Below are 14307 nucleotides of genomic sequence, written 5' to 3'. Positions count from 1 at the left end.
GGGTCGTTATTGTTGTGTCAGCCAGCCCAGCCCTTCCCGGGTGCCGGCTCTGGGGTTGTACTCGCAGCCTATCCAGTCGTGGTAGCCCGCCTGCGCCAGCGCCTTGAACAGGTGGGGGTAGGCGATCTCCCCCTCGTCCGGCTCGTGGCGATCCGGCACCGAGGCGATCTGGACGTGGCCGATGGCCGGACCCAGCTTGCCGATGAGGCGGGTGAGATCCCCGTCCATGATCTGGGCGTGGTAGAGGTCAAGCTGCACCCCCACGTTGGGCCTGTCTATCTCCTGCACCAGGGCCAGGGCGTCGAGCTGGTGGGCCAGGAAGTAGCCGGGCACATCTCTATCGTTGAGCGGCTCCAGCAGCACCTTGATGCCGTCTTCGGCCAGGAAGTCGGCGGCGAAGCGGATGTTGTCGATCAGGGTCTGGCGGTGGGCCGAGAGGCTATGAGCAGGGTCCACGATGCCGCTCATGGCGTGTACCTTGGTGCAGCCGAGCGCCAGGGCATAGTCACGCACGCTTGGCAGGTGGCCGCGAAACTCCGCTTCCCGCCCCGGGATGGCAGCCATGCCGCGCTCACCTGCGCCCCAGTTGCCCGGCGGCATGTTGAACAGGGCCTGGGAGAGCCCCTGCTCGCGCAAGCGGCGGCCCAGCTCTGCGGCCGGCCACTCGTAGGGGAAGAGGAACTCCACCGCCTCGAAGCCTGCGTCGCGGGCGGCGGCGAAGCGCTCCAGAAACGGCACCTCGGTAAACAGCATGGTGAGATTGGCGGCAAACTTGCTCATGGTTTCATCCTCCTCAATTCATCAATTTCGGGTTCGCTCAGGTAGCGGATGGAGTGGCCATGAAGCATCAGTGCCAGGCGTGCCGTCTCCTCCAGTTCTTCCATGTTGTTGACCGCATCCACCAGATCCTTGCCCGTCACCACGGGGCCGTGGTTGGCCAGCAGGAAGGCGTTGCCTTCGGGGGCGCGGCGCCCCAGCTCCTCGGCGATGCGGGCATCCCCCGGTTTGTAGTAGGGGATGAGCGGCAACTGGCCGACCCGCATCACGTAGTAGGGGGTGAAGGGGCGGATGACGTTGGCCGGAGCCAGCCCCTCCAGACAGGAGAGGGCGGTCAGGTGGGTGCAGTGCAGGTGCACCACGGCCCGGCAGTCCGGATTGTTGTGGTAGATGGCAAGGTGGAAGGCCACCTCCTTGGAGGGGCGATCACCTCCCAGGTGTTCCCCCTGCAGGTTGACGTGAGAGAGCCTGTCGGCGCTGAGCCGTCCCAGGCAGGAGCCGGTCGGGGTGGCGATCAGGGTGCCGTCCGGCAGCAGGGCGGAGAGGTTGCCGGCGCCCCCGGTGGCATATCCGCGCTGGAAGAGGGAGGCCCCCAGCATCACCATGGTGTCGCGCAGTGCCTGTTCAGTCATGGAAGTACTCCTGAGCCTTGTCGAAGAAGTCGTCGCTCCCGAAATTGCCGGACTTGAGGGCCAGCGACAGGGGGGAGTCGATGGCCCGCACCCAGGGCACACCGGGGGCGATCTGCGGGCCTATGTGGAACGCCTTGACGCCGAGGGCCTGGGTGACCCGGCTCGAGGTCTCGCCACCGGCGATGATGAAGCGGTCCACGCCGGCGCCTTGCAGCAGTTGGGCGAGGCGGGCAAAGCAGTGTTCCACCGCGTCGCTGGCCGCCTGCTGGCCGTGGGTTTCCTGAATGCGGGCCAGCTCCGCCGGGCTGGTGGTGGCGTAGACCAGCGGCGCCGGGGTCCGGGGCTGGTCCAGTACCCAGCGCGCCAGCTCGGCCGGGTAGTCGGCCTCTTCGAGGCAGCGCACCACATCCAGCGCCAGGGCAGGAGCGTGCTGGCGATAGCGGGCCACCTGACGGTTGGTCATCTCGGAGCAGGAGCCCGACAGCACCGCGGTGCGGGTGCCTCTGGGCCAGCCCGCTTCGCGGGCACCCTGCAGATCGCCGCTCCCAAGCTGACGGGCCAGGCCGATGGCGAGGCCGGATCCGCCGGTCACCAGGGGCATGTCGAGGGCGGCGGTGGCGATGTCCAGCAGGTGCTGCTCGGTCAGGGTGTCGACCACGGCGTAGCGCACACCCGCTTGCGTTAGCTGCTCAAAGGCGTCGGCAATGGCGCCGGGACCCTGTGCGATGGTATTGAACGGCACCAGACCGGCGCGGCCCTGGGCTTGCCCCTCCATCAGCCGCAGCAGGTTGCTGTCGGTCATGGGGGTGATGGGGTGATGGCGCATGCCGGACTCGGCGAGCGGCTGGGCGCCGACGAAGAGGTTGCCCTGATAGACGGTGCGACCGTTTACCGGCAGGGCCGGACAGATCAGGGTGAAGTGCTGGCCAAGCGCCGCCAGCAGGGCGTCGGTGACGGGGCCGATGTTGCCCGCTGCCGTGCTGTCGAAGGTGGAGCAGTACTTCTGGTAGATGCGCGGGCAGCCGCGGGCCTTGAGCCAGTCGAGGGCCGCCAGGGAGTCGCGCACTGCCTCATCGGCCGGGCAGGAGCGGCTCTTGAGGCTGATCACCACGGCGTCGACCCCGGTCAGATCCGCCTCTGCCGGGATGCCGGCAAACTGGATGGTGGAGAGGCCGTTCTCCACCAGGAAACCGGCGATGTCGGTGGCGCCGGTGAAGTCGTCTGCGATGACTCCGAGTTTCATGCTTGCTCCTCCTGACCCGGCAGGGTGATGCCTGAGAAGATCTTGATGACGGCGCTGTCATCTTCCTGGCCGTGGCCCGCGTTGCTGGCACCGAGGAACATGTTCAGCGCCGTGCTCGCGAGCGGCAGCGGGAAGCGCAGCGCCTTGGCGGTGTCCGCCACCAGGGTGAGATCCTTGACGAAGATGTCCACTGCGGAGCGGGCCTGGTAGTCACCGGCCAGCACCCGGGGCATGCGGTTTTCAAACATCCAGGAGTTGCCGGCGGCATGGGTCACCACGTCATACATGAGATCCAGGGACACCCCTGCCCGGCTGGCCAGCGCCATGGCCTCGGCGGCCACCGCGATGTGCACCCCGGCCAGCAGCTGGTGGATGATCTTGACTGTGCTGCCCTGGCCCGGCTCGCTGCCGACCCGGTAGACCTTGCCGGCCACCGCATCCAGCACCGGGGCCAGCTTGTCGAAGGCGGCGTCGGCGCCTGCGGCCATCACCGTCATCTCGCCGGCATCGGCCTTGATGGCACCACCGGAAACCGGCGCATCCAGCATCGGCAACCCCATCTGCGCCAGCTCGGCGGCCAGGGCGCTCGCCTCTTCGGCAGCGATGGTGGAAGAGACCATGATGGCGGTGCCCGGTTTGAGGTGGCGAGCCAGCCCCGCTTCGCCGAGCAGGATGCGGCGCACCTGGGTGGCGTTGACCACCAGCAACAGCACGGCATCGAGCGTCTCGGCCAGGGGCCTGGCATCGGCCATGACGGCGGCGGCACCGGCCTGCTGCAACTGGCCGCGAGCCTGTTCGCTGAGGTCGATGCCATAGGTGGTGAGCCCGGCCCGCAGGCAGGAACGGGCGGCGCCCATGCCCATGGCGCCCAGGCCGATGACCGCAACATGATAGGGAGTGCTCATCTCGTGATTCCTCGATTACGACTGATGAGCAGATAGTAGAGGCTTGCGGCGATGAAATATCAGGCAGTCGTCACAAAAAATAACTTAATTGGTGTTAATTTTTGTTATTTATGAGGGTTGAGATTCTTTCGAGTCAAATTTTGGCGTTTTTTGTGTGAATAAATGTGATTTGTGAGCCCGTTTCAGGTTATTTATCATTTTTTCCCAGGTCGCTGGGGTAGAATGGCACCTTCCTTTTCCCGAGGCGCGAGGCAAGATGATTCCCGTAGAGCGACAGCAACGTATCCTGCAACTGCTGGCAGAGCGCGGCGTGGTCAGCATAGTGGAGCTGACCGACTGGCTGCAGGTCTCCCACATGACCATCAGGCGCGACATCCAGAAGCTGGAGGAGCAGGGGCGGGTACTCTCCGTTTCCGGCGGGGTCAGCCTCTCCCAGCGGATCAAGAGCGAGCCCTCCCACGCCGCCAAGCGCAGCCTGATGCAGGGGGCCAAGCTGGCCATTGCGCGGCTCGCCGCCGCCCAGGTGAGCGAGGGGAGCACCGTCTATCTGGATGCCGGTACCACCTCCCTGGAGCTGGCCCGGGAGCTGGCGCTTCGGGAAGATTTGATGATAGTGACCAACGACTTCATGGTCTGCGCCTACCTCATCGAGCACGGCCGCTGCCGCCTCTATCACACCGGAGGGCAGGTCATTCGCGAGAACCAGTCCTGTGCCGGGGAGGCCACCGCCCACTTCCTGCGCAACCTCCATCTGGACATCGCCTTCCTGTCAGCCTCCTCCTGGGACAGTCAGGGGATCTCCACCCCGAGCGAACAGAAGGTGCCGGTGAAGCGAGCCGTGGTGGAGTCGGCGGCGACCCGCATCCTTATCTGCGATTCGTCCAAATATGGCAAGGTGGGGACTTTCAACGTGGTGAGCTGGGATGCGATCGATCAGGTGATCACCGACGAGCAACTGCCCCAGAGCGCCCGCGAGGCATTGGCACAGCACGGGGTCAGGGTGACCATGGCGCCGCTGGCCAGTCTGGTGGCCAGCGCCGAACAGGGGTAAGGAGAGGGGCGACAGGCGGCGAACCACAGCGCCACCCGGCCGGGATCAGCGACCCTCTGCGGCCGGTGCGTCCGTCAGCTTGGCGGAGCCCTGGATCACCTCCCCCGCCTTCTCGATGTCCCGCCCCATCCCGTGGATGGTGTTGCAGCCCAGCAACCAGAGGCTGGTGCAGAGCACCAGCAGCATGCGATTCGTCTTCATCCTTGCTCCTTTCATGCTATGGGGTCAGTTTGAGCAGGCGCCCCTGGCCTGAATCCGTCAACAGGTAGAGGGCGCCGTCGGGGCCCTCCTTGACGGTACGGATCCGCTCCCCCAGATCAGTCAGCAGCCGCTCCGCCGACACTATCTTGTCTCCGTCGAGGTGCAGGCGCAACAAGGCCTGACCACGCAGGGCGCCGACGAACAGATCCCCCTGCCACTCCCTGAACAAGTCCCCCTGATAAAAGGTCATGCCCGAGGGGGCGATGGAGGGCACCCAGATCCAGCGCGGTGCCGTCATGCCCGGCGCGCTCTGGCCCACGCCAATCTTGCCGCCCCCGTACTCCTCGCCGAATGTCACTTTGGGCCAGCCGTAGTTGTGGCCGGGCAGGATGAGGTTGACCTCGTCCCCGCCCTGGGGACCGTGCTCGTGAGCCCAGAACTGCTGGCTGCCCGGGCGCAGGGCCGCCCCCTGCATGTTGCGATGGCCCAGGCTCCAGATCTCCGGCAGGGCCCCCGGCGTCTTGACGAAGGGGTTGTCGGCGGGGACCCGGCCATCCTTGTGCAGGCGCACCGTCTTGCCGAGGTGGTTGTCCAGCGTCTGGGCCCGCTCCCGCTCGCTGTAGCGATCCCCCAGGGTGATGAAGAGGTGGTCATCCGTCAGCACCAGGCGGGAGCCGAAGTGGGCGCCGCCGGCCACCTTGGGCTCTTGGCGAAACAGCAGTTGCCAGTCGACGAGGGCCTCTTTTTGCAGTCGGGCCCGGGCCACGGCGGTGCCGGCGCCTCCGTCCCCCGGCTCGCTGTAGCTGAGATAGAGCCAGCCATCGCCGTCCAGGGCGAGATCGAGCAGACCCCCCTGACCCGTGGCGGCGAGGGGCGGCAGGCCGGAGACCACATGGCGGTTGCCGCCCGCATCGATGCGCAGCAGGCGCCCAGGGCGCTCGCTGACGAGGTAGCCGCCATCCGGCAGGAAGGCGAGCCCCCAGGGGTAGCGTAGCTCCCCCGCCACCGGGGTCAGGGTCAGTGCCCGCACCGGGAGCACCAGGCAGACAAGCAGCAGGGCAAACAGTCGCAACATGGGACCTCCTCGAGCGGCCAGACCTGAATGTCGCTGAAGTATAGGGGAGGCAAACGGGAAAACGTGAGCAACAACAAGCCATTGGGTGATACCGGCGGTGCCGGTTGTTCCTTGGGGCAGGAAGGGAAAGGGGGTGAGCCAGGGCTCACCCCCCTCTGGCTAGAAGAGGGCTGGCACGATGCGAAGCGGGTGATCCGATGGTTTGACTTTGCCTATCTTGCGCTTGGGCAGCTTCACCGGCTCCGCCGGCAGCGCCTCGTAGGGGATGTGCGCCAGCAGGTGGGAGATGATGTTGAGGCGCACCCGTTTCTTGTCCTCGGAGTGGGCCACGAACCAGGGGGCCCAGGCGGTGTCGGTGGCGATGAACATGGCATCCCGCGCCCGGGTGTAGTCATCCCAGCGATCGAAGGACTTGATGTCCATGGGGGAGAGCTTCCAGATCTTGCGGCCATCGTCGATGCGATCACGCAGCCGCCGCTCCTGCTCTTGTGGGGTCACCTCCAGCCAGTACTTCAGCAGAATGATGCCAGAGTCCACCAGGGCTTTTTCCACCATGGGGGTGCCAGCTAGGAATTTGTCGCTCGCCTCCTCGCTGCAAAAACCCATGATGCGCTCCACCCCGGCCCGGTTGTACCAGCTGCGATCGAAGATGACGATCTCCCCCGCCGCTGGCAGATGGGGGATGTAGCGCTGGAAGTAGAGCTGGCTTTTCTCCCGCTCCGTGGGGGCGGGCAGTGCGACGACCCGAAAGACCCGGGGGCTGACCCGCTCGGTGATCGCCTTGATGGTGCCCCCCTTTCCAGCCCCGTCGCGCCCCTCGAAGACGATGCAGACCTTGAGCCCCTTGTGCACCACCCACTGCTGCAGCCTGACCAGCTCCACGTGCAAGAGGCGCAGCGCCTTTTCGTATGCCTTGTTGCCAAGGGGCTTTTGCGCCTCGGCCACGACCGGTTCTTCCGTTCTGGATTTTCGTTTGCTGCCCATGATGTCCTTCTCTGTGTCTCGGCGAATGGAAGGCCGTCCTGCCGGACGGCGCCCTTCAAGGGTAGATGACGGTGTGCCGCCACCGGGAGTGGCAACTACCGGGGGATGGCCGGGATCATCTTTGGTGGGGCTCGCGGGGTTGTTGGTGGCAGTGAGACATTGAAGAGGGGGGGGCGGGACCTGGCCGCCATGGATGCAGGGGAAATGGCGCAGAAACGCACAAGGGGCTGGCATCATGACGATGCCAGCCCCTTGCTGTGTATGGTGTTCCCGACTGGAGTCGAACCAGTGGCCTGTCCCTTAGGAGGGGACCGCTCTATCCTGCTGAGCTACGGGAACCTTGTGGCGGGCATTATACAAGAAGCATTGTGCTTTTAAACCCTTGATTCCTATTCCAATACGGCCAGGTCACCGATTTGGAGATTGAACGGCGAATATTTGTTCTGACTGCTGATGATGGCGCCATCCTCGAACACCTGCACCACCTCGAACAGACCGTCTGCGGGGTTGCGCATCACCCTGGACTTGCCATAGGGGTCGGCGAAGTCGGCGCTGTGCTGGACCCGGAACTGGTCCCCGAGTTTGACCCCGTTGCGACGGCCCAGGTTGATGTGGGGGCCGCGCTCGTGCTGGGCCACGATCCGGGCGGTGACGGGGGCACAGGCGAGTTCGGCGGCGATGTCCTGGGCCGCCTCCTTCAACTGGTAGCCCACCTCCTGGCCAAAGCTCGACTGCCAGAACTGGCCGCCGCTGCTGCCCACCTGTTCCCGCTTGGAGAAGGTCCAGTTGGCGCGGCCCTTGTACTCCTTGCGGCCGAGCAGGCTGCCGTTAATGCCGTCGAACAGGTAGAGCTGCATGGAGAAATTGCGCACGGGATCCTCATACCAGCTGGTGAGGGCGTTGCCCTGGGGCTCGAGGGAGAGGTCGTCGATGCTGCCGAGCACCAGATACTGGCTGTCGGTGCGCAGGCTCAGGGCCTTGATCTCCTCGAGGGCGCTGCGATCCCCCTGTTGCAGATGGAGAGGGTCGATGCGCAGATTCTCGTCCAGCCACTGGCGAGCGACCACCTGGGGCGTCGTCGCCAGGGTTTCAAACAGCCGGCGGGAGAGATCGGCGGGCATGTCGTCCAGGGCACCGGTGCTCGCCTGGTCCGGGTAGCGCATGCGCAGGCGCACCAGCGTCAAATCCTTGGCGTAGTGCTGGGTCTGACAGATCTGCCGCTCCGCCTGGATGTCGGCCACGAGGGTGATGTACATGCGGCCGTTGCGCACCTCTTCGCGCTTGAGGCGGTACTGGCGGATGTCGCCGCCGGAGCGGATCTGGATCTGCTCGGAGCGCAGGCTGCCGTTTTCCAGGCGCTGGATGCTGGAGACGGAGGCGCCGCTGGCCAGCAGCGCCTGGCGCAGGGCATCCCGGGTCGCCTGCTCGCGGGCGTAGACCTCGTCGCCCCCCAGAATGGCGGCACTGCCCTGGGCCTCGATAAGTTCGGCCCTGGCCGACAGGCTGGCCAGCAGCAGGGTGAACAGCAGCGAAACTTTCATAACAAACACCTTGAGTGGGCGACCCCGCTGCCGCCGTGGGGCGGGTCAGGGATCCTGGACACAGATCCGGTCTGCACCGGAGCGGGTGACCAAATAAAAGCAAGAACCATGCCTTCTTCCCTGGCCGGAGCCCGTACGGTGGGCTCCGGTGGCACAGTGCACGCCTTTGCCCGGGGATCATCGAGGATCCTGCGCGCATTCCCGCCTCAAGTGTTGGCGGTTGCGACCGATAACAGGTCAGGTGCAGATACAGGAAAGGTATCCATGAAGAGAGTTATCACGGTGCTGGCGGTGGCGCTGGCATTGGTCGGTTGCGGGTCGGCCGACCCCATCAATCGGGAGCTGGGAGACCCTCGCCAGGCGGCGAAGGGGATGGAGCTCAACTGGCTGGTGGCCCGCATGACGGATCAGCTGATGGAGCGCAAGTCCCTCACCACCCTGACCGAGCCCATTGCTGTCGCCTCCTTTGTCGATCTCGACACCCTGAAGGACACCAACTGGATGGGGCAGCAGATCGAGGAGAGCTTCATCTACGAGCTGAACCGGCGCGGGGAAGTGGTGGTGGACTTCAAGACCACGGGCAACATCCAGGTGACCCCGCAGGGGGACTTCGTGATGAGCCGCAACTACAAGGATCTCTCGTCCCGGCTACCCATCTCCCGCATCCTGACCGGCACCTTCAGCCGCAATCAGCAGGGGATCCTGGTCAACGCCCGCATCATCGATCTGCGCACCAAGATGGTGGAGACCACGGCCCAGAGCCTGATCCCGAAACAATATTTGTCCGGTGCCAGCAACTCCTTTGGCCGGGCCTCCATCAATCGCGGTTACCTGATGCGGGGGGGCCAGAGCCCGTCCGGTCATCTGGTCAACCTGACCCCTTGAGGTGGCGCGTCATGAAGCGTGAAGCGGGCTGGCTGACATTGAGCCGTGAAACATCGGGTGTGGTGAACAGGAAAACGGGGAAACAGCGATGAAAATCTTGTTGGGTTGCCTGATGGCCATGTTGCTGACGGCGTGCAGTGGCAACCGGGTGGTGAACTATGACGTGGGCGAGAAGCCCGATGACTTCCCGGTGCTCAAGGCGGTGGGGTATGCGGTGATCGACATCCAGCCCGGCCCCTCCCAGTCCGAGAAGATGTTGCAGGCGATCCGCGCCTCCAAGATGGACGCCTACCGGGAGCTGGCGGAGCAGCTCAACGGCCAGCAGGTGCGCGGCCAGAGCAGCTACAAGGACCTGACCCAGACCTCCAACTCCCTGGATGTGTCGGTGGCGGGCATGGTGCGCGGTGCCCGGGTGGTGGCGACCTATCCCCGTGGCAACACCTATGCCACCGAGCTGGAGCTCGACACCCGCAACCTCTATCACCTGAACCAGCTGATGGCGGGCCAGTTCTAGGGCGGGTCCGGGGGGCGCCGGCATGAGCCCGGCGATCATCACGGCACAGACAAAGGCGAGCGCAGGCTCGCCTTTTTGTTTGGTCGGGAAGGGGCTCGGATCTGCGGGGAATAACCGGGGTTGGCGCCTTGGACGGGATAGGGCCTGGTGAGGATAACCGGGATTGGCGTCTTGGGGGGAGAGCTGGTCTTCTGCAGGAGAAACGGACTTGATGGGCTGGGCGGGATCCGGCCTGTGGCGAGGAAAAAGGGGGCTGAGATCGAACAAGAGGTGCCCGGGCGCCGGAATAGCAGCCTTTATTGTTTAGGTAAATCTAACGATGCTGCCATATCGTTAAATAAATTCAAACGATAGAAAGGCCCGGCAGGCGGCAAAAGGAGGCCGCAACGGGAGGAAGATGGCCTGATGGTGAGTGGAAAGACAGCAGCGCCAGGATCCCGGGTCCGCGAGGGAGGGGGGGGAGGGCGGTTTAACGCCGGAAGGGAGGGGCGGGACCGGGCGCGTCTCACGGGGAGGGCGCAGAGAGCACAAAGGCGAGCCGGGGCTCGCCTTTGTGTGGCAGGGGAGGGATCCGCTCCCCATCAGCTTCCCATCAAGACAGGCGGCACGGCGGTCGGCTTGACGTCTTCGCTCGGGTAGCAGCCCAGCACCTTGATGTAGCGGGTGATCTTGGTCAGCTCCAGCAGGGCGGCCTGCATGGCCGGGGTCTGCAGGTTGGCGGAGACATCCAGGTAGAACATCTCCTCCCAGGGGTTGCCCTGCACCGGACGGGATTCGAGCTTGGTCATGTTGATCTCGTGGCTGCGCAGCACCAGCAGCGCCTCCACCAGGGAGCCCGGCTTCTGGGAGGTGGACATAATGAGGGTGGTCTTGGCCGGGATCTGGGGTGCCACGTCGATGGGCTTGCGCGCCACCACGATGAAGCGGCTGTAGTTCTCCTTCTGGTTGGCGAGCTGCTCGGCCAGCACGTCCAGGCCATAGAGCTCGCCGCCGGCGGCGCTGCCGATGGCCGCCGCTTCCGGGCTTGCCAGCTCCTTGACCTTCATCATGGCGCTGGAGGAGGAGTCGCAGATTTCGTGGCGCGCCCCTTCCAGCTTGCTGAGGTAATGGGAGCACTGCTGGAACACCTGGGGATGGGCGTAGAAGGTCTTGATGCGTTCGATCTCGGTGGGCACGGCGGTGAGGATGCAGTGCTCGATGGGATAGGTGAGCTCACCCACGATGGAGAGGGTGGTGTGCTGCATCACGTCGTATACCTCGTTGATGGAGCCCGAGCTGGTGTTCTCGATGGGCAGCACCCCGAAGGCGGCGCGGCCCGACTCCACGGTGTCCAGCACCTCGCGGAAGTTCTGGCAGTTCACCTCGATCACCTGATCCTTGTAGCGGGCCAGGTACTTGCGGGCGGCCAGGCTCGAGTAGGAGCCGCGCGGTCCCAGGTAGGCGACGCTGGTCATGGGCTCCTGCTGCTGGGGGTTGAGCAGGCTCTGCAGGTAGGCCTGCTGGGAGAGCACGGAGTCTTCGATGATGGTGTGGTAGATGCGGGTGATGTACTGGGCATCCAGTCCGAGGGCGCGCCCTTTCTGGATCAGGGCGACCAGCAAGTCCTGTTCGCGCTGGTGGTCACGGATGGGACGGGGATTGGCCTGCTTGGCGCGGGCGACCTCGATGCTGAGGGTCTTGCGTTTGGCCAGCAGGGCGAGCAGCTCCTGATCCAACTGGGTGATGTCGTGTCTGATCTCGTCGAGCGTTGCCATGGTGGTTCCCTATCCAGTGATTCTGTGGTGTGTGGTGCAAAAAAAAGCCTCCGCTGGGGAGGCTCGATTCGTCTTTGGTTTCTGTTTACGCGAATGGTTCACGTGACGACGGGCCTTCCCTCATGTGGGCCGGGTAAACGAGAAAACAAAGAAGAATGGTGTGTTCATGGGCGTGTCCTGAATGTAACGCCATAACCATTAAGGGATTTGGCGGTGCGATGCAAGTAAAACTTGCCCGGGGGCGTTGAACGGGGCAGGGTGGTGGCTCGGGTTGCCGGGGGAGAGTGAGCGTCGTTCTGGTCCCTGTTTATGGCAACCGCCGTGACCACATCCGTGGCAACAACACACAGAGGGGACGAGACGATGGCGGTGATCTTCGATCTGGGCAGGGTGGTGGTGCGCTGGGATCCGGTGGCCATAGTGAGTGCGGTGCGCGGACCTGAGGGGGCGACTGGGATCGCGGAGCAGCTGTTCAACCACCCGGACTGGCTGGAGGTGGACAGGGGGACCCTCTCCCTGCACACCATGGCCCGTCAGGCGCAGGGGCGCACCGGCCTGTCGATGGCGGAGAATCTGGCCATCTTGCAGGCGGTGCCGTCCTCCCTTGTGCCGGATCCCGCCATGGTGGCGCTCATCGAAGAATTGCACGGTGCAGGCCACACCCTCTATGCCCTCTCCAACATGGGGCACGCCAGCATCGACTGGCTGGAGCAGCATCAGTCCTTCTGGCGCTTCTTTCGCGGCAAGGTGGTGTCGGCCCGGGTGCGGATGCTCAAACCCGAGCCCGACATCTACCGCTATCTGCTGGTGTCGTTCGACCTGAGCGCGCAGGAGTGCCTCTTCATCGACGACAGCCCGGCCAACGTGGCGGCGGCCGAGGCGCTCGGTCTGCGGGGGCTGATCTTCACCGATCCGGCCCGGTGCCGGGCGCATCTGATCGCTCAGGGGTTGTTGCCTGCCTGAGGGGAGCCAGTTTCGCTTCGCAGCGAAAAAAGTGGGCAAAACCTTGATTGAGGGCAAATAACGTACAGCTTTATCCATGCTCTTTAAGTGTATATTCAGCTTGGGACGGGCAAAATGGTATCCAGTTCATCATCCGGAGTTGTTGTTATGGATGCCAATGTCGTTGCGCTGCATCGGGGATACGATCAGACCTTTCAAGCCAGGGAACAGAGGCTCATCAACACCCTGGCCGGTTACAGCGAACTGCTTGTCTCCTTCTCCGGCCGACTGGAATCCTGCTACAGCATGGATCTGTGCCGGGCCAGCGGGGTGCGATTTCGCGCCATCACCCTGGACAACCCCACCCTCAGCCGCCAGTCGGTGGCCAGGGCACAGCGCTACTGCCGGCACTACGGCATCCCCCATCAGGTGCTCAAGACCGACGAGATGATCTTCAGCGCGCACCTGGGCCACCTCGCCGAGGTGACCGACCCGGTGCGCTACCTCTGCCAGCAGCTCGAACATGAAGAGGGCCCGCCGCTGCTGATGTCGGCCTCGGTGGAGGAGAAGCGGGAGTACCTGCGCCGATTCCACAGCCTGCCCGCCAACACCCTCTGGATCTTTGCCGAGCAGGGGATGACCAACCGGGATTTTCGCTACGGCTTTCACAAGCGGCAACTGGCGCTCTGGGGAGACGTGGGGGAGGCCTGCCTGAGCCGGCGGTTTGTCGATATGGCCTCCCTGGACAGGCGGCACCTGCGGATGGTCGACATGGCCGAGCAGATGCTGGTGGACATGGGGTTGGGGGGAGCCCAGGTCTTCTTCCATACCCTGGGTGACAGGGTCACCACCCTTGCGAGGATCCGGGTGCCCGAACGGCTGCGGGCCCTGGTGTTCGACATGCAGCCCACCATCCAGAAGGCCCTCAGGAGTGCCCAGTTCGATCTGGTGACCCTGGATCTGGCCACGCTGGAGGATCCCCACCCCCTGGTCATCTGAGCCGGGGCGTAACGTGAGGGGGGTCATAGGCAAGGAGGGCGCGACTCTTTATACTGCCCCCTTCGCATCCTTTATCGAGTGCCTGCCCATGAAACCCCTCTCCCGACTGCTGGTCGCCCTCTGTCTGTGCCCTCTGCTGGCCGAGGCGGCTCCCCTGCACCAGATCACCTTGCCGGATGGTCGCCAGGTGCAACTCAATGACGATTTCACCTGGGAATACCTGCTGGTCAAGCCGGCAGCCACGGTAGCCGGTCAGGCAGTGACGGCGAGTGTCGCGGCCCCGGTGCTGACCGAGCAGGCCATGGCCCATCCCGACTTGCTCTCCCAGGCGACCCGGGACGGCATCACGGTGAAGCTGGACCAGGTGGCGGGGGACGATCCCCTCAGCCTGCAGTTCGTGGTGAGCAACACCGGCAGTCGCAACGTGGTGCGCGTCAACGGCAGCCTGACCCTGTTCAGCGCCGACGGGGTGCAGCTCTCGAGCGAGCCCGTGCGCTTCTGGGTCGGGGAGAACCGCCTGCCTGACTCCTACCTGCGCAAGGGGGAGGCACGCACCTCCCGGGCCATCGAGCTGGCACGACCCGCCGGCCTCACCGGCAAGCCGCTGGTGCGGGTGCAGATCGACGAGGTGGAGTTCCGCTAGGATGACGGCGGGGGAGCCCTCGCTCCCCCGCAGAGTGTTGCACCGGTAACCGCCAGCAATATCCGCTTACATCTGACATGGTTTGGCAACAGCTTGCTCCTCGGCGTTGCCCCCTTTGCCCGTCACAATGGCTCCATTCCAGTTAGGTCCGCCTAACTCAA

General features: G+C 64.6%; 15 protein-coding genes, 1 tRNA gene and 1 other annotated feature. Of the genes, 6 read left to right on the top strand and 10 right to left on the bottom strand.

The features are described 5' to 3' along the window. Positions 1 to 6: 6 nt before the first annotated feature. The 4 genes from otnI to ltnD are packed head-to-tail and all read right to left on the bottom strand — an operon-like array spanning position 7 to position 3557. On the bottom strand, positions 7 to 780 hold the full coding sequence (otnI, locus tag C2U37_RS02095; protein WP_010673296.1) for a 2-oxo-tetronate isomerase: 774 nt from the start codon (positions 778 to 780) through the stop codon (positions 7 to 9). Then, positions 777 to 1409, bottom strand: a complete 633-nt coding sequence (gene otnC / locus C2U37_RS02090) for a 3-oxo-tetronate 4-phosphate decarboxylase (RefSeq protein WP_010673297.1) — start codon at positions 1407 to 1409, stop codon at positions 777 to 779. Before otnC ends, otnI begins: the two co-directional genes overlap by 4 nt. After that, positions 1402 to 2652: a 3-oxo-tetronate kinase gene (otnK, locus tag C2U37_RS02085; RefSeq protein ID WP_010673298.1), complete on the bottom strand. Its 1251-nt coding sequence runs from the start codon at positions 2650 to 2652 to the stop codon at positions 1402 to 1404. The genes otnC and otnK overlap by 8 nt, the downstream gene beginning before the upstream one ends. Next, a complete protein-coding gene (gene ltnD / locus C2U37_RS02080) occupies positions 2649 to 3557 on the bottom strand; it encodes an L-threonate dehydrogenase (protein WP_010673299.1) in 909 nt (302 codons plus the stop codon). Before ltnD ends, otnK begins: the two co-directional genes overlap by 4 nt. Positions 3558 to 3813: 256 nt before the next feature. On the opposite strand from ltnD, the gene C2U37_RS02075 reads away from it, so the two are divergent. Continuing rightward, complete coding sequence (locus C2U37_RS02075) at positions 3814 to 4608, top strand: DeoR/GlpR family DNA-binding transcription regulator (protein WP_010673300.1); 795 nt, start codon at positions 3814 to 3816, stop codon at positions 4606 to 4608. A 45-nt stretch (positions 4609 to 4653) separates the two neighbouring features. Here the strand turns inward: C2U37_RS02075 and C2U37_RS25230 are convergent, their stop codons facing one another. From C2U37_RS25230 to C2U37_RS02050, 5 genes are all read right to left on the bottom strand, one after another. Further along, positions 4654 to 4809, bottom strand: coding sequence for an entericidin A/B family lipoprotein (locus C2U37_RS25230; RefSeq protein ID WP_010673301.1), 156 nt, complete (start codon positions 4807 to 4809; stop codon positions 4654 to 4656). Between the two features lie 16 nt (positions 4810 to 4825). Then, positions 4826 to 5884, bottom strand: coding sequence for a PQQ-dependent sugar dehydrogenase (locus tag C2U37_RS02065; RefSeq protein WP_010673302.1), 1059 nt, complete (start codon positions 5882 to 5884; stop codon positions 4826 to 4828). A gap of 159 nt (positions 5885 to 6043) precedes the next feature. Beyond that, on the bottom strand, positions 6044 to 6868 hold the full coding sequence (ppk2, locus tag C2U37_RS02060; protein ID WP_010673303.1) for a polyphosphate kinase 2: 825 nt from the start codon (positions 6866 to 6868) through the stop codon (positions 6044 to 6046). Positions 6869 to 7130: 262 nt separating this feature from the next. Continuing rightward, positions 7131 to 7207 (bottom strand) — tRNA-Arg (locus C2U37_RS02055). Between the two features lie 50 nt (positions 7208 to 7257). After that, positions 7258 to 8409, bottom strand: coding sequence for a flagellar assembly protein FlgT (locus C2U37_RS02050; protein ID WP_010673309.1), 1152 nt, complete (start codon positions 8407 to 8409; stop codon positions 7258 to 7260). A 264-nt stretch (positions 8410 to 8673) separates the two neighbouring features. Between C2U37_RS02050 and C2U37_RS02045 the strand changes: the two genes are divergently transcribed. Both C2U37_RS02045 and C2U37_RS02040 read left to right on the top strand, forming a co-directional pair. Continuing rightward, complete coding sequence (locus tag C2U37_RS02045; protein WP_010673310.1) at positions 8674 to 9294, top strand: FlgO family outer membrane protein; 621 nt, start codon at positions 8674 to 8676, stop codon at positions 9292 to 9294. An 88-nt stretch (positions 9295 to 9382) separates the two neighbouring features. Further along, the gene (locus C2U37_RS02040) at positions 9383 to 9808 is read left to right on the top strand and encodes an LPP20 family lipoprotein (protein WP_010673311.1); all 426 of its coding nucleotides are present in this window, start codon (positions 9383 to 9385) and stop codon (positions 9806 to 9808) included. Positions 9809 to 10389: 581 nt separating this feature from the next. Here the strand turns inward: C2U37_RS02040 and pheA are convergent. Then, a complete protein-coding gene (gene pheA, locus C2U37_RS02035; protein ID WP_010673312.1) occupies positions 10390 to 11562 on the bottom strand; it encodes a prephenate dehydratase in 1173 nt (390 codons plus the stop codon). A 38-nt stretch (positions 11563 to 11600) separates the two neighbouring features. Beyond that, positions 11601 to 11734 (bottom strand) — a sequence feature (Phe leader region). 191 nt (positions 11735 to 11925) lie between these two features. Here pheA and C2U37_RS02030 point away from each other — a divergent pair. From C2U37_RS02030 to C2U37_RS02020, 3 genes are all read left to right on the top strand, one after another. Next, on the top strand, positions 11926 to 12525 hold the full coding sequence (locus tag C2U37_RS02030) for an HAD family hydrolase (protein ID WP_010673313.1): 600 nt from the start codon (positions 11926 to 11928) through the stop codon (positions 12523 to 12525). A 147-nt stretch (positions 12526 to 12672) separates the two neighbouring features. Next, positions 12673 to 13503, top strand: a complete 831-nt coding sequence (locus C2U37_RS02025; protein WP_010673314.1) for a hypothetical protein — start codon at positions 12673 to 12675, stop codon at positions 13501 to 13503. Positions 13504 to 13591: 88 nt separating this feature from the next. Beyond that, entirely contained in the window at positions 13592 to 14146 is a 555-nt protein-coding gene (locus C2U37_RS02020; protein ID WP_010673315.1) for a DUF3157 family protein, read from the top strand. Positions 14147 to 14307: the final 161 nt, after the last annotated feature.

It is taken from the genome of Aeromonas sp. ASNIH1, from assembly GCF_002934285.1.
GTDB lineage: Bacteria > Pseudomonadota > Gammaproteobacteria > Enterobacterales > Aeromonadaceae > Aeromonas > Aeromonas caviae.
The sequence above is the reverse complement of the archived record's forward strand: the minus strand, read 5'-3'. Positions and strand labels throughout refer to the sequence as shown.